Consider the following 17670-nt stretch of genomic DNA (forward strand, 5'->3'; position numbering starts at 1 on the left):
TTTTTGTTTATCGCTGAGCCAGTTCATGTCTCACGCACTGTTCGTAGTAGGTCTGTTTCACGGCTGCGGGCTTGAGGCGCGAAGTACTGTTGTAGGTCTGCTCAGTAATGCCCATCGCGGTCATGCGCATCCAGGGCTGCTGAAACCTGCGTACCTGCAAGCGCTTGCGGGCGCCATAGAGGGAAATCCCCGACAGCTTCGATTGCTGCGCGCCGGCCGCGATGTCCGAACCCCAGGTACAAGCAAAACGATGGCTCTTGCTCAGTTCCCTCGCCTGGGCCCCGAGCGCGAAGAGAGCCAGGGAAAGCGTTGCAACGGTGATGACAGTCGTCCGCATATGGCCAGCCTAACCTTTTGAAAAAAGGCGATTTTGACTATGAATTCACGTGACGAGGGCCAGCAATTTGCCGCCTTTCGTCAGTTTTGGCTTAAAGCCTCGAGACGGTGCAATCCCTTTGCAGCATTTGTGAGCTACCTTGTCATCGCGGATTCAACATAGGTGAACCCGCCGCTAGCTGCAATATCGAATAATAATATTTCTGAACAGCCACCGTGGAGACAGCAGGATGCCGTCACAAGTCAAAAAAACCTGGAACACCTTGACCGTCCCTGAAGTTGTCGTCGCTCAATCGAATGTCACCGATGCTCAGCCCCCGGTTGCGCCGGTCCATGCGCAAAGACATGAAGTCGTTTTGAAAGGTCGCCTGGCAAGACAAAGACGTTTCGAAGTCGAGGCCCTGTTCAATCGGCTCAAGGAAACAGAGCGCAGAGTCAAACTCCTTGAGAAAACCCTTCAAGAGATCAGGCCTCATTTTTTTGACGATCATCCTGTCTCGAAAAAGATCGAGTCCGTGCTGGACTGAGCAACTGTTTCGCGCTCCCAGAACAGGCTCCCCTCTCCTGTCGATTCGGTTCTGACGACGAAGGGCCAAAGCCTTCCAGGTGCAATACTGCCGGGCATTACGCCGCCAGAGGCTGCGATAATCGCTGCTCCTCACTCATTCAAAAATCGCACGGTTCAGGTACAATCGCTGTTTGCCTGACAAAAGATTGAGCGCACAGTGAACTCCACGCATCAGAAAACTAAAGACCGCATCGTATTTTTAGATTACATGCGGATATTTGCGTTTATCAGCGTACTTGTCGGCCACAAACTTTACGACAAGCTTGAGTTCATATCCCAGAACCAAAGCCTGCACATCACCCTCAGATACTTCGCCGAGGCACTCTTACCGCTTTGCTATGGTGGAGCGGCAGGCGTAATTGTTTTTTTCCTGACATCGGGATACATCATTACCCATGTCCTGCAAAACGAAACAACCAGCGAGTTCATAATAAAGCGGATATTCAGAATTTATCCTCTGTATATCTTTGCGGTCATCGTGGAAGCATTGCTTGCCAGAATCATTGATGGCGTCGCACTGCCTGGACTCGGCACTCTGATCCCCAGACTGCTATTGATGGGTGATTTTTTCGGTACACCACTTGCCTTGACGGGCGTCGAGTGGACGCTCAGGGTCGAGGTTTGTTTCTATTTCTACATGGCACTGCTGCGTCATTTCGCAATTCTGCAGAAGCCAAAAACGGCGGTGACGATATTTTTCACAACGGCCATGGTCATGTTCCTTGCCCCGCAATTCCCGGTGACCACCGAGTTCTCCCATGGGTATCTGAGTACTTACGGCGTGTTCCTTCTGGTTGGCGCTTGCTTCTACCTATATGAAAAGAACAAAGAAATACGAAACCTTTGTGTCTTTGCGACCTTATCAATGCTCGCACTGTTTCTTTTCATGATTTCAAAAAATCATCCAGCCTGGATGAACAGCAACTATGGCATTTTTGCTCTCGTGATCTTTGGTGCCGGCTGGGTGCTGAGAGACCGCATGCAGTACGGCCCGATCATTGGCATTGCATCCAATCTCACTTATGCCATTTACCTGTTCCATAAGTGGATGTGGGACTACATACAAATAGTCGTCGCAAAGATTGGAATCGTGGCCATACCCCAAAGCCTGCAAATATTCACGATACTTGTGATCATGTGCTATCTGCTCCATATCAGCGTCGAGAAATACGGGCTTGAGCTTGGAAAGAAAACGCTGAAGCTTTTTCGTTCCAGAAAAACCTCTTTGGAAAAAGTCTTGGAGAGTTCGACGAATTAATCTGTTAGACCAAGCCAGGTCAACTGACTGGGCCAGTCACGTGAACGTACTGGCCCAATCGAACTGACTCATGGTTTCACACAGCGCAAAGTATTGATTCGAACACTTCCCTGCAAGACGACTACTTCGTCGTGACCATGCCTTTGCAGAGGCTTTCCAGCAAGTTTTGCCCACCGGGAGAGTTGAAAAACTCAACCGAACCCCTCACCTCCGATGCGTACATTGGCTTATCCGCAACCTCTCGAATGTGATTGGTCATTGGTTCAGTCAAATTGTCTTTTTCCTGCTCCAGAAACCTTTCCAGGGAAATGCCGGCATCCGGGTGTTTTTTTGCGCATGCCTGTGTGGTTGCGACAGCCAGGACAGCGGTCTGATGCTCCTGTAGAGCAACGCTGGTGGCATGAGCTGCAAGGGAGTACACCGAGGCCATAATCGCGATGGCAATGCCGTTACGGGCTTTTCTTGGAAACATTTCCAACTCCAGGTTTCGAGTATTTGGCGTCACTATCGGCCGAGCTCGATGAATCCTTGAGTGAACGCTAACAATCGGTACTGGGCGGCCAATCAAAAATCACGTAGGCCCCGGATAGCGTTGAGAACACTCGATGCGCCAACGTCCCAAGGACCAAACTACTGGGGTGTTTTGCGCAGGCACAAAAAAGCCGATCTGCTCGATCGGCTTAAGTGTCTGATTTTACTCAGGAATTATGGTCGGGACGGAGTGATTCGAACACTCGACCCCTAGCACCCCATGCATGCAGTGATCATGCAAGGCCTTTTTAAACCTCTGTAACCATTGGCGCTCGCTGCAATCGAATGCCCACAAGAGCTTACAAGTGCATTAGAAAGTCACGCAAAAGTCACGCACCCCCTCCTACGGCGTTCTGCCGAAAAAATCCCCACTCGATGTACGGCAACCACCAATACGGCATTGCCTGCTATGGTGCGCGCCGGGCTCGCAAGGAATCGCGCATGCTAGACAAAATAATGAAACTGCTCTCGGTCCTGGAGCTGCTATCACCATCCCACAGGCTGATACGGCACTACCGCGAAGAGTTCGAGCAGCTACTCAAGGAAGATGGTCGCGCTGCTGATCTGCAACGATTCCCATCCGGCGAATACGTCGACGAGGCCGTCGAGCAAGAATGGCAATCGTTCAAGACCATTCAGGAACAGAACGACCTCTCCCTCTGAGCCGACTACACCATGACGGCCAAGACCTTTTGAACCTCTCTGAATATAAGTTCGTTCGCATAGTCGCTCGGGTGATTGTCATCGTTGTAAAGGCGCTGGTAGTCGACCCGGCCTGAACTCACCTCATCAAACAGCGCCGCCTCTGCATCAACAAATGCGCAACCGTTGGCCACGCAGATAGAGCGGGCAACCTGTACATACAAGTCATAGGTGATAGCCTGTTGCGCAGCGCCCTCAAAGGCGATTGGCTTGTTCCGCAGGGATGTGAAGAACAGGAAATCGACGCCCTTCGCGTTGAAGTTGTTGCTGGCCGGCAGGTGATTTCTGAATCGGTTCACGAACGCCACCAGGTTGTTGATGAACGTCGCGATCGGCGTTTGTCTCAGGTACTCATTGACCAGCGGGAGCTGGGTAATGACGTGCGATGGCTGCACAGGAACGTGATTCAGGATTTGTGCGACATGATCGGCCGTCTCGCTTGAATATGAGGCCTCAAGACCAAGCCAGCCGCCTATGCTGTGGCCGCCCATGGCCAGATTGACCACCTTATTGTTGTCGAGGATGACGCCACGGGTATCACACGACCCGTACGCCTCGATGAAGAGGTCGCCGATCTGAGTCGAGCCAAAGTCGATCCGGTAGATGACTTCCTCAGTCACGCCGGCCGTCAGCGATGAGGTATCGATCTGGAAGTTGACGGGATTTACCGTGACCTTGGAAGCAGCGCTCAGCACGCCATTCGGCCCCGCCACAACCGAGCCTGCGGATGGCGATGCGCACCACTCAAGATCATTGGCGCTCGCCCTGGCCAGCGCTCCAGAAAGATACGGCTCATTCCCGCCACCGCCGGTCCCGAGGTTGTCAGTGAAGTACAGATAGAGCATCCCGCCAGCCGGCTTATGGCGGATGGCGATGTACAGCGCCCGGGCAGGCGCCTGCATTGGGACCCGGCAGACGCACTTTTGCACATAGGCCGGATGGTAAAGGCGCATCCCATCGCGCAAGCAGCCGAGGATCGCTGTCCCACCCAGCGGGGCGCCGGACGGAGTGACGATGCCAATCGTCGATCCACCATAAAGCGTGGCGATAGACCCGAACTTGATCAAGCCATACCCTGGCACGAATGCCTGATTGCCGACTGCAATCCATGCCGGCAATGATGCGGCCGGCTGCACAGTCGACAGGTACAGGTCATTCGTCGAGCTGTTGCGCTCCGCATAAATGCCGCCAGTGTCATTGGTGTAGATGACGAACCCGGTACCTGAAGGGACCCGCGCCGGGTTGACGGTCAGTTGCAAGAACTCTGACTTTCCCGACTCCTGAAACTCGTTTACGCCCTCAGTTGTCAGGGTGAGCATCGGCAGTCCGAACAGGCCAGTTGACAGTTTCTCGCGAAACAGGCCGGCATAAGTCGCGCTGAGCGCGGCCGGCGTGTAAAACCGCGAGTTGGTCAGGCTCCCATAACTGGATAGCGGCGTGAGCGATCCGCTGATCTTCCCAACCACGGGGATCAGCGGGAACACTTGGCTTGGGTCATTGGCTGAGCGAGACAGCGCGTCATTTGCGTAAAAGCCGGGACGCAGGCCGATCGTAGGGTAGTTGCTGCCCCATGCACCGTACGTAGCAGGACAAAATCCGCGACGTCGAGAAATATCGTCAGCCAGCTGACCCATAAAGCCCTTGTTGTAAATGTTTGCGCTATGCACGGAAACGTTTACAGCAGTCGTCCATGTTTGAGACTCAGGGGATCCCTGTCCCCAAGCATGCGAGTCACCGAACAGCAATACCCACTGATCCTGGGTTGCACCATTCCGGTTCTTCAGAAGAGAAACTGGCAGAGTCGACGTATTGATCCCTTCAGCAATGGCCATTCGCACCTCTCGAAAACTGATTATTTACCCAGACCATCAAATGCTTTTTCGCACGTCACTCCTCTGGCGTAACTTTGATCAGCAAACTCTGCCAGTTCTCCCGCTCGCTGGTCAGCGCGCTTGAGCACGTCGGCAAGCACCATGACGGCGCGGGAAGCTGCCGCGCTTGCGGCGGAAGTGCAGGAATTGCCGCCGGCCTGACTGGCTGCGAGTCGAGCGGCAAGCTTGTCGGCTGCCCCGCGCAGGCTGTCAGCAGAAGCGCGAGCAGTGGCAGCGTCAGCCGTGAGCTGATCGATCGTGCGTTGACCATCTTGAACCGCCTTATCGATTGAGTGTTGGTAAGACTGCTCGCGCACCCGGGCGGCAGACTCATTTGCGGCCAGGGCGGCCTCGTCTCTGGCATCGCGCCTGGACCACTCCGCCTGCCATGTTGCGTTTGTGACGCTCACACCATGGTGGTAAGCACCGAGCAGCGAGCCGGCAACTAGAAGCACCGCTGCTATATAAGGAAGGATTCGCAGCCAGATGGAAGTCATGCCAGCACCTGCAATGCTTTCTCATAGAGCGCTTGGCGCTCAGCAGCACCATTCGGAGTGCGCCCGCGCCGGCCAGTGTTGATGATGCTACCAATGTTCGCGTTGTCGCCTGCGTCGGCCAGCGTGTTAAGCCCATGAGTGGCCCACCACCACGCTGCCGACATCGCGGCATGCTGCGGCAGCTCCAGCAGCTCAGGGTGATTGATCAGGTCCAAGCCCAGCGCCTCGCCGCACTCGGCATAGTTCGACCGGCCGGTGATCTGGATCAGGCCACGCCCGCGAAACTTCGAGCCATCTCCGGCCACGGTGTTACCGAGGTCTGGCCGCCCCTCGTACTTCAGCTGAGCTGGTGTAGGCCCCCAAATCTCACGCACCCAGCACAACTGGCCGGATTCATGACCAGTCTGGGCGATGAACGCAGCAGCACGCTTCGTCCCAACAATCTGGTAATGCTGCATCGCTGTGTTGAGGGCCGGTGCAAAAACGCCGGCTTTGGCGCCGGCGTTCGGGAGGATCTGCAGCAACTGCTGCTGAGTAATTGGCATGTGCGTCCCCTATTACAAAACGACCGCAACCAAAGATAGGTCCATCCCATCTTTCGGCTGTTCTGGCCAAGTCACAGTTTCCGGCCAGCCAGCATCATTCGACAATCGACCAAGGGCTGCCGAGTAGCGGTACCACGCAGTTGACTGCCCCTGACGGACCGGTAGCTCTGTTTCGTCTGCAGGCGTAGCTGTCCCGTCCTTAATGGAGAACTGCAAATCATCAATGCGATTGGTCAGAGCTGCCTTTTGCGCGCTCGCCAATTGAATAAACCCGCGCAGCTTCTGGCTTTGTGCTGCCAGTATTTGTTCGGGAGTTGGAGGCGGGTTTTGAATTTCCACCGCTTCTTCGTCGGACACTGTGACATATCCAGCTGGCAACAACCCTTCCCCACCATTCAGGACGTCCTCCTCGCTGAGGTACCAGAGAGAGCCCGTCCAATCTTTGAAATATGGCATTTCCTTAGGCTCCTTATCTGTATTCAGCCCAGAAGTTGTTGGTAATTGTCGAGCCGGCAACCACGACATAGGACCACCCGACAGGAACCTCGAATGACACGAATGCGGTTTGAGAAAGTGATGTACTGGCCGCCCCAACAGTTACGGGCGGTCCGCCAGGCGGCGTGACCGAACAGGTAAAGCCGGTGTTTGCCGAAGATGGGTTGCCAGAAACGTTTACCGTGATCGTTCTTGGAGTGGCGTTAACGTAAGTTGTCCCATAAACCCTTGACCCAAGAACATTTTGCCACGTCTGCCCAGAGCCATACGCTTGTAGTGCAGCCAGCGCCTGTCCACCATTACCTTGAAGCAAGGTTGGCGCTGTTGCCCAGGTGCCAGCCGTCGCTTCAGTGATCAGGATGTAGCCAACAACTCGGTACGGCGAGTTCGCAGAAACTGCAGAAGCCGAATAGATGACGCCAGCCGAGGTTGCCCCTGCGCTGATAGTCGTGGGGCTGATCAGGTTGGTTTCGCTCAGATCCAAGGCGCCGGACATGTTCGTAATGCACAGGACTGGAGTGCCGCCGTTGTATGCAACAAGCAAGATCAGTTGCGCCTGTTGGCCGGAAGCTGTGCCAAGTGTCGCGCCAGACGGGACAACGAGAGACAGTGCGGCCGCCGGGTTAGCGGTGACAGGAGTGCCAATGTTTAGCGTGGGACTGCGAAAGTTCAGCGCTGTAGGATTCCATCCGACCGTCAATGCGTTAGCTGCAACAGATGCGGTGATCGACTGAATGGGGGCGCCAAGCGACTGCGCCTGCGACAGCTGTACGGCATGCTGACTTTTCGTGGCTGGCGCGACCTGCTGAGAGCCACCGAGTGACTCGATGATGATCCAGGCGCCATTGCCGCCATTGACTCCAGGTTGCACCAGATACATCAGGACTGCGATACCAGCCGGTAACTCGCCACCCTGAAGAGGCTGAAGGCCGAGACCGTAAATTGGCTTAGCGGCAAGACCATCGGGAGCGTATGTCGCAGCTCCAGTATTGGCATTTGCAATATTGATGCGCTGTACATATCCGGTCGCCGGAAGGGTCGTAAGCGCGGGGGAGTTTACTGCTGCATATGCGTTGGCCGATCCTGTATCGGGGAGGATTGTAGTCTGGCGCCCTACTGCCCGGATGGCTGTCAGTAAATTCGCCTCAAGCGTCGAGGTGCTCCCATCATCAACAGCGTTCTGGCCAGACTGGTCAACAATGAACTGAGCCAGCATCGAGGAGATGATTGATGATTGCCTCCACGCTTTATTGAGCTGTGCAGACTTTGCGGTCCCTGCTACAAATCCAGTGGAGCGAGCAGCCAAAGCCAGGTAGTCAGTCTGGTTCATTACATTGGCGCCCACGGCGTTGCCGAACGGCAAAAAGTCATTCGTTGGCATATGAACCCCGAGTTATGAGTAGAGTTTTCCCCAGCTTCCTTCGTCGAAGCCGGCGATGTATTGGTTTGTGACGTCAAAACCGAAGAGAGGACCGTCTTGCGTAGGGGTGACGTAGTAATCGACTCCGACACTTTGCGGCTTGATTGGAATGTAACCGCCGGTCAGTAGTGCGAGCTCCAGTGCAGTAGGTGACACACCGGCAATACCGATCGTCATCGTCATGTCCTGGTTGTCTTGAATGAAAACGAGAGCTTCGCCGGTGAAGATGAGATCCAAGATTTTCTTGGACTGCTCCATGGTTCCATCCCAGTGGTTCGCGCCGATTTTCGCTCGTATCAACGTTCGATACGTCTCGTTGTCGAGTGTGGTGATGCCACTGTCGGGATCGAACGGGCCTTGCCACGCGCCTTGGTCAAAGCCGAGACCATCGGCATCCAGCGCAAAGTAGACACCCGTCAGTGGTGTGCTGACATTTCTGGAAATCCCCACCCACAAACCGATGTCGTCAAGCTGTGCATCGACGGCATCATCCAGGTCAAACGCTGCGGGAAGGCTCACCGATACCGTGCTCACGTCCAAAAAACACTGCGATACCGATTCAACCATCTGCATGAATTTCGGTTTATCTGAGTGCTCGCTGGTGATCTTGCCCGTGTAATCCTTGATGTCTGCCATGTCAGGTCACCGTAAGGACAACGGACGCGGGCGTACAGGAAGCGGCCTGATTGAATGCAAGCGGAACATCCGGCGTGCCAGGGCCGCTCGGCCCCGTGAGCGTCAAGGCTGTAAGCTTGAACGTTTCGCTGCCGGGAATACTGTTCGCAGCTGTCAGCGCATCAGCCCATTCGACTGTTCCGCTTGGGCCTCCACCGATTGAGACAGCATTCACGTAATCCGATACCGCTTGCTGAAGCGCGGCGCCGATAGCAGTCGTGTAGCCCGGCAACGCCTTCAGCGAAGCGGCTGCGGTAATCGCTTTATAGGTTGGGCGGAAAAAATTGATGGTGATCGGCATCCCATAGACATTCAGCACGGTGACCGACGTCGTACCGAATGTGCCGCCCCCTGGCCCTTTTTTTGCCGCGATGGCCGATGCGATTTCCGTCGCGTCGCCACCCTCAGCGATAATTGCAAGATGATTTCCCAGAATGCCGTTGGTGTCTGTGACCTTGGTGTCGTTGTCGACGGCTGAATACCGAGTCACCCCGGCGACGTTCGCAACCGCACCAATGGTCCCTTCGAGAACCGTTCTGGAAGGAAGCGCTGTCGATGTTTTCTGTTTGGCTCGAAGCTTTGGGTCCGTTTCTACCGGTGCGCCAGGCGTCGCATCCGACAGATTGGTTACGCTCTGCCAGCCCCTAGTCACTGTCGAGATCTTGTTTATCTGCCCAGCAGTGGCAGTAATCGCACCGACTGTCGCGCAGGTCGCCGTCTCGACTATCTCGCCAGACGGAGGAATAACCACGGAGGCTGGTAGCGCCCATTTGTTCCCGTTTTGGTCTTCGGCGAATCCGCTGGTGATCGTGGTGCCAGCCTGACCGATGATTGTCAGATCGGCCTGGGAGTTGGTCGCCACGGCGCGTGCGATGCCGTTGATCTTCACGTTACTGGACAGCGCGGCTTTCTGTGCGGTGGCCGGCGAGAACGAAAGATACGCGGCAATCGTGGCGGAGTTTGAATCGCTGATGGCCAGTGCCTGAACTGCCAGAAATTGGCCGTCCTGCGAATCAGCCTCAAGGTAGATATCATCTCCATAGATCGATCGATACTTTGCTTTCAGGTAATCGAGAACCTCGGCATACGTCGGCGCCGTGATGCCGGTTGCCGTAATGGTCGGTGCTGTTGGAGAGGCCATTTATTGAGTCCCGTTGATAGTCGCCTGGCCGTATACCGTTGTGACTTCGGCTGTCGGCGTGAACTTGCGGGTATCTGGATCGAGACCGCTGTCGTAGCTGTCGAGCTGCACAACACCTTGTGTTCCAAGGATCCGCTTCTGGACGGCGGAGTCACGCGTAGCAACTGTGCGCTCGCCCAGTACCTCAGAGCTCCACGGCATGCCTTCGGTTTTGTCGAGGAACCACTCGCCCTGATCGAGTTTGAGCCTGGTGCTGATGGCCTGAGCCACCGCCTCGGGAGAGTCACGCAGGAAGTCGGCCTGCTGGTGGCCGAAGGTATAATCGCCATTGGCGTCGAGCTTTCGATATCTCATGGCGTTGGCCCTCCGCTCGTTCCGCCGCCGGCGGTCACACCGGTATGCTTGTGAGTCTGGAGGCTGATCGTTCCGGCCTTCACGTCGCCAGTCGAGTCGACTCGGCCGTTGACCTTCACGTCGCCGTTGATGGTCACCAGCGGCGCGGTCAGGGTGATGTTGCCCTGGGCGCTCACCAGCGCGGCGCCGGCGGTCACGGCATTGATGGCGTGCGTAACCGAATCGACCTCAACGAATGCCGCGCCATCGTCTGTCCTGAGCTGCGCGGCGCTGCCACTGATGCCGCCGATCACCCGTGGCTGCGAGCGGAATCCCAACAACACAAATCCATCCGACAGGTCGTGCATACGCAGATCGGCCTGCGCCTGGACCCCGCCAGACTGCCACCAGGAATCGATGCAGCGCGACGAGAACACCACGAGGCATTCATCGCCTGGCTTTACTGGGAAGGTCAGTGTGCAGCCGCCGCCGGCCGGGAATTGCACCGGGCAGTCGGTGAGAAGCGGGAGATCTGTCCCAGTGAGGGCGCCGGTCTCGTCGCGCACTAGGCCACTGATTGCCGGTTGAACCGTGCAGGTCATATGATCAGCATTGAAGGATTGAATAATGCCTGGGACAGCTGTCTGAATTTTTGACTGCCACCCACCAAGGGCGACCGATAACCCAATAATCGGGTCGTTCATACGCTCGCGTGCATCCATGGAGAGTCACCATGAGAAAGTTGTTTTTGATTGGAGCGCTTGTATTGCCGGCGATTGCAAATGCTGAGGTCGTATACGTGCAGACCGCCAAAGGACATCAGTGCGTCGGTGATAGATTTCCGATCACTGCCCCGCTTGAGGTTCTGTACCGAGATCGCAAATGCGATTTGCCTTTGGCGCACGCCAAAGATATGCGGGCCTATTTTTTTTCGGATAGCGGCTCTACTTCTGCCAATACGAAGCGACCTGCTTTGTCACTGAAAGGCTGCTGGGGAACGCATTTAGATGGGTCATACGTGATTGTTCGTCAGGATGGCAGCCAGAGTTATGCTCCACCGAATGCTTACGTCACGGCGGACTTGGCAAAGGAAGGATTGTCTACCGTAACGGCATCCCCGAATCAGGGTAGTCGGTACGCCAAAGCCATGGAAATGTGTCCTTAACCGTAAGGTCGGACTGGACCGACCGGACCAACGCCACCGGTTTGAGGGAGCAAGCCAATCGGTACTGTTGCATCAATCGCAAGGCAGATCGTATCGGTGTACCACTCATTGCCCCGGGTATCTCCGTAATGGTCCACGACAATCGCTTTATAGAACCCGTCATCAGCGATCTTGGCTTGTTGCTTCACAAAGCTGTTGGACGCTCCTGAATTGATGCTCAGACCGTACCGATACTGCTGGATGCTGGTGTTGTTGATCTGCAAACGCTTGCCGATACGGATGCCTGGGTTCAGAAGCGTGCGCACGTTGATTCCGTTTTGGGTCTGCTCCGGCAGGCCCACCATCCCCGTCGCCGAAGTGATCACGACAGCTTCGCCTGGCAGGTAGGCGTTGTTCGGGATTAATGTCAGCTTGCTGTCCTGAATGCTCCAGCTCACATCCTGCGTTTTACCCAAGATGTCGAGAAAGTCGCGGGTCATGCCATAGAAAACTTTCCCCCGAGGGAGCCTGGTTTCCGAAAGCTCAGGCGCCTCTCCCATGGTGATGCCGCGCGACTTCATAGAGCTCAACACCTGCTCCAGGTGATCATTGGCAGTGGAGCCAGAGGCCAGCGTCACGTTCATCACGGCGAAGTTATAGGCGCTGTCGCCGTCGGCAGCAGTGATGTCGATGTAAGTCGTGTCCTGACTCTCACGGCCGCGCCGAACCTGTTTGATCGTGCCGTCGAAGATTACGCCGTAGTTTCCGGCATACCCGGCTTGCAGCACGACCCGTTCGAATTCCTTTTGAATCCGCTGGACGGTGTTTTCACTGAGGTTGTATACCCTGATGTCTGCTGAATTTGGGGTTTTGAAGTCACCTCTTCGCACCGCGAACCGGATTCGCATGTCCGACAGGTCGAGAGCATCATCCGCGTCCCCGACCTTGAGGCTGATTTGGCGCAGATATTGGGGCACGCTCATTTATCACTCCGTGAACCAGTAGAGATGGGAGCCTACCCCGAGATTATCGAAGGTCGGCACCGCATCAGGATCAGCTGTTGTCTGCACCCAGAGCACCCCCGAGATCAGATACTCGTACTGTTCCAGCAGGTTCGTGCCGGTCACCAGCGGGATTCCCTGAATGATCGGGTTCGCACTGGTGTCGGCAATGTCGAGTATCCAGCCCGCGCCTTCGGCATTCCGCCACTGAATCGTGAGCCGGTAATCGACGCCAGAAAGCGAAATGGTGAAAGTTTGCGGGTTCGGGCTCAGCGGAATTTCAAAATTGGCCATGGGTTATCCGTCTGGTGGTTGCCATCCGCCCGGGGCCGGAACTCCGACTACAACCTGCTTTACACCAGCGTCGGTCGTTTCAGCGGTCGATTCAGGCTGAGCCTGATCCTCACGCGGCGGTAGCGTGGTGGCCTGCGTCTGGACAATGAGGACCTGCTTGAAAACAGCGGTCACCATCAGCGTGTATTCGCTTTTCTCGTCCGTGGTCACGCCCAGGCTGCGCATCAGCATGTTGGTGTAGAGGCGCTTGCCGGTGGTGACGTCAAAGGGAATCCGTGATTCCTGCAACGCCAGGAGCTGGTTGTAGACCCCCGACACATAATCCGAACCGAATGCATCGCCACCCTGCAGGGCGGTAATCAGCCCTTTTACACCCGCGATCACGCCGGCGAGACTGGCATTGCTCCAGCCGCACCGGACTATCAGTTCGGCGGGTTTCTTGAAGGCATGGTCCGTGATATTCGCGCCGAGCTCGACCGGGTGTTCCGTAATTTGCAGCTCATCGGTGCCCACTTCCTCAATGGTGACATGGGCAACGATGCTGCCGATCGAGCGCTTCGGATCGATGGTGATGAAGCCTGCGAAGTTGGGCATATCAGTTCACCGCCGAGTTCAGGTTACGGGTTATGTCCTGGTTCACCCTGCTCTGGGCTCCGCTCACAGCCGATGCCGTGGCGTTAGGGTCCGTGGCACCGTAAACGTTGATCGTGGTGGACTGATGGAGTTGGTTGGCGACATCCCCTCTGGACGCTGCCTCACGAGCCCTTGCGGTTTCATCCACTCCAGGACGTTCGTAATATCGGGAGACAGTTGAGCCCGCATCTCGTGAGTTTGTGGCGGCCTTCAGCAACTTACCGGCCGCCACTTCGGCGCCTTCTGTGAGCTCGTAGTGAACGAAGCGCAGTTGATCTTCCAGTGTTGACTGACGAATGTCCTTGCCGGCCCATTTCTCGAAATTGGCTTGGCGATCCGGGTGCCATTGCGCGACTCCATATGCCTTGCCGCCATCCCCGACTGCAGACGAGTTGAACCCGCTTTCAGCCGAGAGGTTTGCGGTAATACCGGCCGACTGGGCCGGTGACCAGCCCAGATCCTGGAAGAACTGCATGACCCGGCCGGCCATATCATCACCACCGCGTAGACGTCCATCAGCAGCGTCCTCGGCGTCATGCCGGCGCTGCACAATGTCATCCTCACCCTCGTTCAGCGAGGACGAATAAACGGCAGCCCCAAGGCCAACGGCCAACGTGGACAATGCTGTAGCTCCAGCGGCAGCAGCTCCGGCCCCCGTAATCGCGGTACCAAGGCTTAAGAACGCCCCGGCAAGCCGCGTAATCCCAGAGATCACAGACAGCGCACCGATGGCGTTCAGCGCCCAGAGCAACGCAATGATTTTCGTGCTCCAGCCGTCGGTAGCCTCGTCGAGCTTGACGAAGAAGTCCCAGATTTTTTGCAGGTACGGACCAGACTTTTCCGCAAAGTCGATGATCTTGACCGCGATGTCGGCGATCCGATTGGCGATCATCGGGCCGTTCTGTTGAAACCACTCAGCGAAGCGCTGCAGGTCCGGACCAAGCTTGTCCATCAGGGCGGCCTGAACCTGAATCGAGAATGTCTCGAACTGCAGCCCGACACTTCGTAGAACCTCCATGAACGCATGGGCATCCTTTGTGGCCTGGTCAAGGCCGCTATCTCTCAGCTTTTTCCGGTTCTGTTCTAGCTTCGCGCCAAACTTGTCGTCCTGAATGGCGCGCAGCGTGCGCTCGTCAATGCCCAGCACGCTGGCGTACTGGTTGGCCTGATACCACGGCATCGCCTTCAACTTCTGGCCGATATTGACCAGCATGTCGGCGGTGTCACGCAGGTTGCCGTTTGCATCACGAGTCTGAACACCAATCCCTTTCAGGAAATCTTCACCGCCTGGGTTGTCACGCAGAAATTTGGCAATGCCCTCGATCGATCCGCGCGCCTCATCGGCCGATGCACCAAGGTCTCGAGCAGCATATTCGGCTGACTTGAGGCTTTCGGCAGATGCGCCCACTCGCTGGGATGCGAAATACAGCCCTTCAAGGTTGGATGCGAACGCCGAGACACCGGCGGCGACCGTCAGCGATGCGCCGGCGATGACTGTTACGAGGCGAGTTACCGTCTTGGTGGCGTTGTCGATGCCAATGGTGAAGTCCTTGACACCCTTCTGATCAACCTTGAACCCCAAGCCAACCAAGAACTCCTTGATGACGTCTTGATCAGCCATTTAATCCTCCAGGGCCTTGCGCATCCGCTCCTTGTTTTCGGCGCGGATAAGCAGCGAATCGTTCATTTTTGCGATATCGGAGAGGTCCAGCGTGCAATTGAGCAGGGACTCATAACGGCACATCCCTTCGTGCACCGGGATGAGCAGCCAGTCTTCGCCGTCAGGCAGCTTCTCAAGTTCGACCGTCAGGCCTTGGGAGTGCCCTGGCCGGTAAGCATCCCGCGTAAAAAAGGGCCGAGCGACTCGGTGATCACGCGCACAGCCAGTTTCAACATGACGCCCAGGTCGAGGTCATCGAACATGCAGACATTCTGGCTGGCATTCCAGACAGGGAACCAAGAGGTGCCCTGTTTGCGCTGAACAATGCCGAGGCACGTTGAGAGGATGAATTCAGCGGTCTCATCCGGCATACCGGCAATGCCGTCGGCGAAGGGCTGAAGCATCTCAGCCAGCGCGCCAAGATCACCACTGAGTGGAACCAGAGCGGAATCCGCGGCGCCATCAGAAGGTGCGGTTTTAGCCGACGCCCGAAGCTTCAGGAACACCGGGATCAACGTCGGGATCATCGGCGCGACCTTTCGGGACAGGTGGAACTGCTGGAAGGCGTTCAGCTTGCCGATGCGAAAAGTGTCGGCGCCGAGTTCGAATTCGCTCATCAGTATGTACCCAGGATGGAGTCGATTTTGATTGCATCAAATACCCACTCATAAAAGCCGCCGTCTTTCTTGTAGCTCATGTCCGGCACTTTCTTGAATGCACAGCTACGGCAGCCGTGACCATCACCACTGGCGCTGTTCGTCACCGTGATGACGTTCTGGCCCCACAACGACGAGCTAAGGCTTTGTGCGTCATACAAGGCCATAAGTTTGGCGTTGGTCGGTGATGTTTGCAGATAGCGGAACGTTACAGTGCCGGCCTTTCCGGCATGTAGAGAGTGCATACCCTCGCCGTCTGCCCCTGTAATCATGGTGTTTTTATCTTCCACTCGGGAAATCGTGATCCCTTCTTCTGCGTTGGCAGAACCAGCGCCCAGGTCGAGCACCGCGCCGGCTCCGACCAGAGAGGCGTTTACATCGAGAAAGCTATAAGTAGCCATAAGTGATCAGCTCCGATCAGCGGTTGACGTTGACGATGATATCGGCGAAGTGGACCGCGCCGGCCAACTTGATGGCGGCCTGGATGACCGGCGCTTTACGGGCCTCTCGATCGGCCTGGGCCTGGGTATCTACGGAATTTGCATACACGTAATAGCCCTTCGTGAGGTATTGCCCAGAAGTGACAGCACCAACATCCGGTCCATTCCATTGGCCAGGTGCGCAAAGTCCATTGTTAACTGCCTGATCGCATCGTCCATCGATGGTGGTGACGATGCGATTGATGCCAGAATTTGTTTGTGGGGTTTTCGTCTGGCCGGTGTAAAGCAGGTTATAGACAGCCGTCTGAATATCGTTCTGCAGCCAGTCCAGACCGTGCACCTCATCGAAGAAGTACCCGTTGCACATGACGCCTTCCTGGATGATCGCCGTGTCGTTGTTGTAGTTGACGAACACGTTGCAGTTTTTCGCCTTAAGCGCGGCCGCTTGGCTTTCAGTCAGACTTTCGGCGGTAATTCCGGGCTCTTGCTTGAACTTCAGGGTGATGGTCGTGTTGTTTCCCTGGAAGTTCACAGTGAATGCCCGGCCGAACATCGAGGCGGCGGCGTACGGGGTCGCACTGGAGAACTGGGTGAAGGTGCGCTTGTAGTTGGCTGCCTTCAGCTTGCTGGCGATATCGGTGGTGCTGGTTGGGTCGAGAGCCAGCGAGTTCTGAGTGGTGTAGCCGAAGATTCGGCTCTGACCGCTCCCTTCGATAAACGCGGCAGTTGCCAGAACATCCCCTTCTGCCAGCGCTGAGTCCGCCACCAGCAAGCCATACCAGTCGTTCGACATGCCGGACAAGCGGGCCACGGCATTTACCAGTGACTCAGCAGCCACGCCATTTACCGGTGCCGAAGCCTGACCGGTTTGCAAGCCGAGCAGGACCGAAACGTCCGTGCCGCTGGCAGGAGCCTCGGCATAGGTGATGGTCGAAGTTGCGCCAGTGGTGGCACTCGTGACTTCGAATCGGCTTTGAGTAGCGTTCCACACGCAAGTCCCGGCGGATGCGAGCTTGGTCGTGATCGCCGTAGCGACACCGTTCAGATTGGTAACTGCCGACAGGTCAATCGCACTCAGCGTCTTCAGTGTTCCGTCGATGGTGATTTTCATACCACCGGCGGTCACTGCTGTGAAGTTGGCCAGGGCCTGCTGGGAAGAAGACAGGACGGCGCCTTTGAGGATGGCCGAAGTTGCAGTCTTCGCCCATCGGCCGATGTACACGATTGCCGGTTGCGGCGATTGGCTGAAAAACAGGTTGCTGGCCAGATATTCAGGTGCCGAAGTGCCGAAATCACTGACAACACCATCGGTGCTCGAGTATTGGCGCAGGCCCTCACTCACATCGATGATTGGTGACGAACCGAGGACCAGCAGCGCGCCAAAATCACGCACAGCAGCTGCCTTCGGAGACATGACGATCTGGACGTTCACGACGTCCGAAATGGCAAGAGTCTGCATTGCTTTCTCCG

General features: G+C 56.2%; 23 protein-coding genes. 4 read left to right on the plus strand and 19 right to left on the minus strand.

Features of this window, described 5'->3' with window-relative positions; genetic code table 11:
- Positions 1-7: 7 nt before the first annotated feature.
- The gene (locus ACW9HX_RS02245) at positions 8-337 is read right to left on the minus strand and encodes a hypothetical protein (RefSeq protein ID WP_096821286.1); all 330 of its coding nucleotides are present in this window, start codon (positions 335-337) and stop codon (positions 8-10) included.
- A 229-nt stretch (positions 338-566) separates the two neighbouring features.
- Here ACW9HX_RS02245 and ACW9HX_RS02250 point away from each other — a divergent pair, with 229 nt between their 5' ends.
- Positions 567-863 (plus strand): hypothetical protein, encoded by a 297-nt coding sequence (locus ACW9HX_RS02250; RefSeq protein WP_457379336.1) that lies wholly within the window; start codon positions 567-569, stop codon positions 861-863.
- 198 nt (positions 864-1061) lie between these two features.
- On the plus strand, positions 1062-2162 hold the full coding sequence (locus ACW9HX_RS02255; protein ID WP_457379337.1) for an acyltransferase family protein: 1101 nt from the start codon (positions 1062-1064) through the stop codon (positions 2160-2162).
- Positions 2163-2283: 121 nt separating this feature from the next.
- Here ACW9HX_RS02255 and ACW9HX_RS02260 read toward each other — a convergent pair whose 3' ends face one another.
- Positions 2284-2634, minus strand: a complete 351-nt coding sequence (locus ACW9HX_RS02260; protein WP_457379338.1) for a hypothetical protein — start codon at positions 2632-2634, stop codon at positions 2284-2286.
- A gap of 500 nt (positions 2635-3134) precedes the next feature.
- Here ACW9HX_RS02260 and ACW9HX_RS02265 point away from each other — a divergent pair, with 500 nt between their 5' ends.
- Complete coding sequence (locus ACW9HX_RS02265) at positions 3135-3356, plus strand: hypothetical protein (RefSeq protein ID WP_457379339.1); 222 nt, start codon at positions 3135-3137, stop codon at positions 3354-3356.
- 5 nt (positions 3357-3361) lie between these two features.
- On the opposite strand, the gene ACW9HX_RS02270 is transcribed toward ACW9HX_RS02265, so the two are convergent.
- Genes ACW9HX_RS02270 through ACW9HX_RS02310 form a run of 9 tightly spaced genes read right to left on the minus strand, consistent with a single transcriptional unit; the run spans position 3362 to position 11094 of the window.
- Positions 3362-5227 carry an SGNH/GDSL hydrolase family protein gene (locus ACW9HX_RS02270; RefSeq protein WP_457379340.1) on the minus strand — a complete coding sequence of 622 codons (1866 nt, stop codon included), beginning with the start codon at positions 5225-5227 and terminating at the stop codon, positions 3362-3364.
- Positions 5228-5247: 20 nt separating this feature from the next.
- Complete coding sequence (locus ACW9HX_RS02275; RefSeq protein ID WP_457379341.1) at positions 5248-5763, minus strand: DUF2514 family protein; 516 nt, start codon at positions 5761-5763, stop codon at positions 5248-5250.
- Entirely contained in the window at positions 5760-6308 is a 549-nt protein-coding gene (locus ACW9HX_RS02280; protein WP_457379342.1) for a glycoside hydrolase family 19 protein, read from the minus strand. Before ACW9HX_RS02280 ends, ACW9HX_RS02275 begins: the two co-directional genes overlap by 4 nt.
- A gap of 12 nt (positions 6309-6320) precedes the next feature.
- Entirely contained in the window at positions 6321-6764 is a 444-nt protein-coding gene (locus tag ACW9HX_RS02285; protein WP_457379343.1) for a tail fiber assembly protein, read from the minus strand.
- A gap of 13 nt (positions 6765-6777) precedes the next feature.
- Complete coding sequence (locus tag ACW9HX_RS02290) at positions 6778-8184, minus strand: hypothetical protein (protein WP_457379344.1); 1407 nt, start codon at positions 8182-8184, stop codon at positions 6778-6780.
- A 12-nt stretch (positions 8185-8196) separates the two neighbouring features.
- Positions 8197-8859 (minus strand): DUF2612 domain-containing protein, encoded by a 663-nt coding sequence (locus tag ACW9HX_RS02295; RefSeq protein ID WP_457379345.1) that lies wholly within the window; start codon positions 8857-8859, stop codon positions 8197-8199.
- 1 nt (position 8860) lies between these two features.
- Positions 8861-10039, minus strand: coding sequence for a baseplate J/gp47 family protein (locus ACW9HX_RS02300; protein ID WP_457379346.1), 1179 nt, complete (start codon positions 10037-10039; stop codon positions 8861-8863).
- Entirely contained in the window at positions 10040-10393 is a 354-nt protein-coding gene (locus tag ACW9HX_RS02305; protein WP_457379347.1) for a hypothetical protein, read from the minus strand. It abuts the gene before it with no gap.
- Positions 10390-11094: a Gp138 family membrane-puncturing spike protein gene (locus tag ACW9HX_RS02310; RefSeq protein ID WP_457379348.1), complete on the minus strand. Its 705-nt coding sequence runs from the start codon at positions 11092-11094 to the stop codon at positions 10390-10392. The genes ACW9HX_RS02305 and ACW9HX_RS02310 overlap by 4 nt, the downstream gene beginning before the upstream one ends.
- Before the next feature lie 11 nt (positions 11095-11105).
- Between ACW9HX_RS02310 and ACW9HX_RS02315 the strand changes: the two genes are divergently transcribed.
- Positions 11106-11537, plus strand: a complete 432-nt coding sequence (locus ACW9HX_RS02315) for a hypothetical protein (protein ID WP_457379349.1) — start codon at positions 11106-11108, stop codon at positions 11535-11537.
- Here ACW9HX_RS02315 and ACW9HX_RS02320 read toward each other — a convergent pair.
- From ACW9HX_RS02320 to ACW9HX_RS02355, 8 genes are all read right to left on the minus strand, one after another.
- Positions 11534-12499 carry a phage protein gene (locus ACW9HX_RS02320; protein WP_457379350.1) on the minus strand — a complete coding sequence of 322 codons (966 nt, stop codon included), beginning with the start codon at positions 12497-12499 and terminating at the stop codon, positions 11534-11536. The two genes, ACW9HX_RS02315 and ACW9HX_RS02320, sit on opposite strands and share 4 nt — an antisense overlap.
- Before the next feature lie 3 nt (positions 12500-12502).
- The gene (locus ACW9HX_RS02325; RefSeq protein ID WP_457379351.1) at positions 12503-12811 is read right to left on the minus strand and encodes a phage baseplate plug family protein; all 309 of its coding nucleotides are present in this window, start codon (positions 12809-12811) and stop codon (positions 12503-12505) included.
- A 3-nt stretch (positions 12812-12814) separates the two neighbouring features.
- The gene (locus tag ACW9HX_RS02330) at positions 12815-13405 is read right to left on the minus strand and encodes a phage baseplate protein (RefSeq protein WP_457379352.1); all 591 of its coding nucleotides are present in this window, start codon (positions 13403-13405) and stop codon (positions 12815-12817) included.
- Between the two features lies 1 nt (position 13406).
- The gene (locus tag ACW9HX_RS02335; protein ID WP_457379353.1) at positions 13407-15065 is read right to left on the minus strand and encodes a phage tail tip lysozyme; all 1659 of its coding nucleotides are present in this window, start codon (positions 15063-15065) and stop codon (positions 13407-13409) included.
- Positions 15066-15188: a DUF6889 family protein gene (locus ACW9HX_RS02340; RefSeq protein WP_457379354.1), complete on the minus strand. Its 123-nt coding sequence runs from the start codon at positions 15186-15188 to the stop codon at positions 15066-15068.
- 62 nt (positions 15189-15250) lie between these two features.
- Positions 15251-15721, minus strand: coding sequence for a phage tail assembly chaperone (locus ACW9HX_RS02345; protein ID WP_457379355.1), 471 nt, complete (start codon positions 15719-15721; stop codon positions 15251-15253).
- The gene (locus ACW9HX_RS02350) at positions 15721-16161 is read right to left on the minus strand and encodes a phage structural protein (RefSeq protein WP_457379356.1); all 441 of its coding nucleotides are present in this window, start codon (positions 16159-16161) and stop codon (positions 15721-15723) included. The genes ACW9HX_RS02345 and ACW9HX_RS02350 overlap by 1 nt, the downstream gene beginning before the upstream one ends.
- A gap of 16 nt (positions 16162-16177) precedes the next feature.
- On the minus strand, positions 16178-17659 hold the full coding sequence (locus ACW9HX_RS02355) for a DUF3383 domain-containing protein (protein WP_457379357.1): 1482 nt from the start codon (positions 17657-17659) through the stop codon (positions 16178-16180).
- Positions 17660-17670 lie beyond the last annotated feature (11 nt).

It is taken from the genome of Pseudomonas sp. SDO52101_S400 (genome assembly GCF_054071635.1).

Bases quoted from the DNA above. Each gene is read 5' to 3' on its own strand.
- ACW9HX_RS02245 (WP_096821286.1), bottom strand. From the start codon at position 337: ATGCGGACGACTGTCATCACCGTTGCAACGCTTTCCCTGGCTCTCTTC.
- ACW9HX_RS02250 (WP_457379336.1), top strand. From the start codon at position 567: ATGCCGTCACAAGTCAAAAAAACCTGGAACACCTTGACCGTCCCTGAA.
- ACW9HX_RS02260 (WP_457379338.1), bottom strand. From the start codon at position 2,634: ATGTTTCCAAGAAAAGCCCGTAACGGCATTGCCATCGCGATTATGGCC.
- ACW9HX_RS02265 (WP_457379339.1), top strand. From the start codon at position 3,135: ATGCTAGACAAAATAATGAAACTGCTCTCGGTCCTGGAGCTGCTATCA.
- ACW9HX_RS02270 (WP_457379340.1), bottom strand. From the start codon at position 5,227: ATGGCCATTGCTGAAGGGATCAATACGTCGACTCTGCCAGTTTCTCTT.
- ACW9HX_RS02275 (WP_457379341.1), bottom strand. From the start codon at position 5,763: ATGACTTCCATCTGGCTGCGAATCCTTCCTTATATAGCAGCGGTGCTT.
- ACW9HX_RS02280 (WP_457379342.1), bottom strand. From the start codon at position 6,308: ATGCCAATTACTCAGCAGCAGTTGCTGCAGATCCTCCCGAACGCCGGC.
- ACW9HX_RS02285 (WP_457379343.1), bottom strand. From the start codon at position 6,764: ATGCCATATTTCAAAGATTGGACGGGCTCTCTCTGGTACCTCAGCGAG.
- ACW9HX_RS02290 (WP_457379344.1), bottom strand. From the start codon at position 8,184: ATGCCAACGAATGACTTTTTGCCGTTCGGCAACGCCGTGGGCGCCAAT.
- ACW9HX_RS02295 (WP_457379345.1), bottom strand. From the start codon at position 8,859: ATGGCAGACATCAAGGATTACACGGGCAAGATCACCAGCGAGCACTCA.
- ACW9HX_RS02300 (WP_457379346.1), bottom strand. From the start codon at position 10,039: ATGGCCTCTCCAACAGCACCGACCATTACGGCAACCGGCATCACGGCG.
- ACW9HX_RS02305 (WP_457379347.1), bottom strand. From the start codon at position 10,393: ATGAGATATCGAAAGCTCGACGCCAATGGCGATTATACCTTCGGCCAC.
- ACW9HX_RS02310 (WP_457379348.1), bottom strand. From the start codon at position 11,094: ATGGATGCACGCGAGCGTATGAACGACCCGATTATTGGGTTATCGGTC.
- ACW9HX_RS02315 (WP_457379349.1), top strand. From the start codon at position 11,106: ATGAGAAAGTTGTTTTTGATTGGAGCGCTTGTATTGCCGGCGATTGCA.
- ACW9HX_RS02320 (WP_457379350.1), bottom strand. From the start codon at position 12,499: ATGAGCGTGCCCCAATATCTGCGCCAAATCAGCCTCAAGGTCGGGGAC.
- ACW9HX_RS02325 (WP_457379351.1), bottom strand. From the start codon at position 12,811: ATGGCCAATTTTGAAATTCCGCTGAGCCCGAACCCGCAAACTTTCACC.
- ACW9HX_RS02330 (WP_457379352.1), bottom strand. From the start codon at position 13,405: ATGCCCAACTTCGCAGGCTTCATCACCATCGATCCGAAGCGCTCGATC.
- ACW9HX_RS02335 (WP_457379353.1), bottom strand. From the start codon at position 15,065: ATGGCTGATCAAGACGTCATCAAGGAGTTCTTGGTTGGCTTGGGGTTC.
- ACW9HX_RS02340 (WP_457379354.1), bottom strand. From the start codon at position 15,188: ATGTGCCGTTATGAGTCCCTGCTCAATTGCACGCTGGACCTCTCCGAT.
- ACW9HX_RS02345 (WP_457379355.1), bottom strand. From the start codon at position 15,721: ATGAGCGAATTCGAACTCGGCGCCGACACTTTTCGCATCGGCAAGCTG.
- ACW9HX_RS02350 (WP_457379356.1), bottom strand. From the start codon at position 16,161: ATGGCTACTTATAGCTTTCTCGATGTAAACGCCTCTCTGGTCGGAGCC.
- ACW9HX_RS02355 (WP_457379357.1), bottom strand. From the start codon at position 17,659: ATGCAGACTCTTGCCATTTCGGACGTCGTGAACGTCCAGATCGTCATG.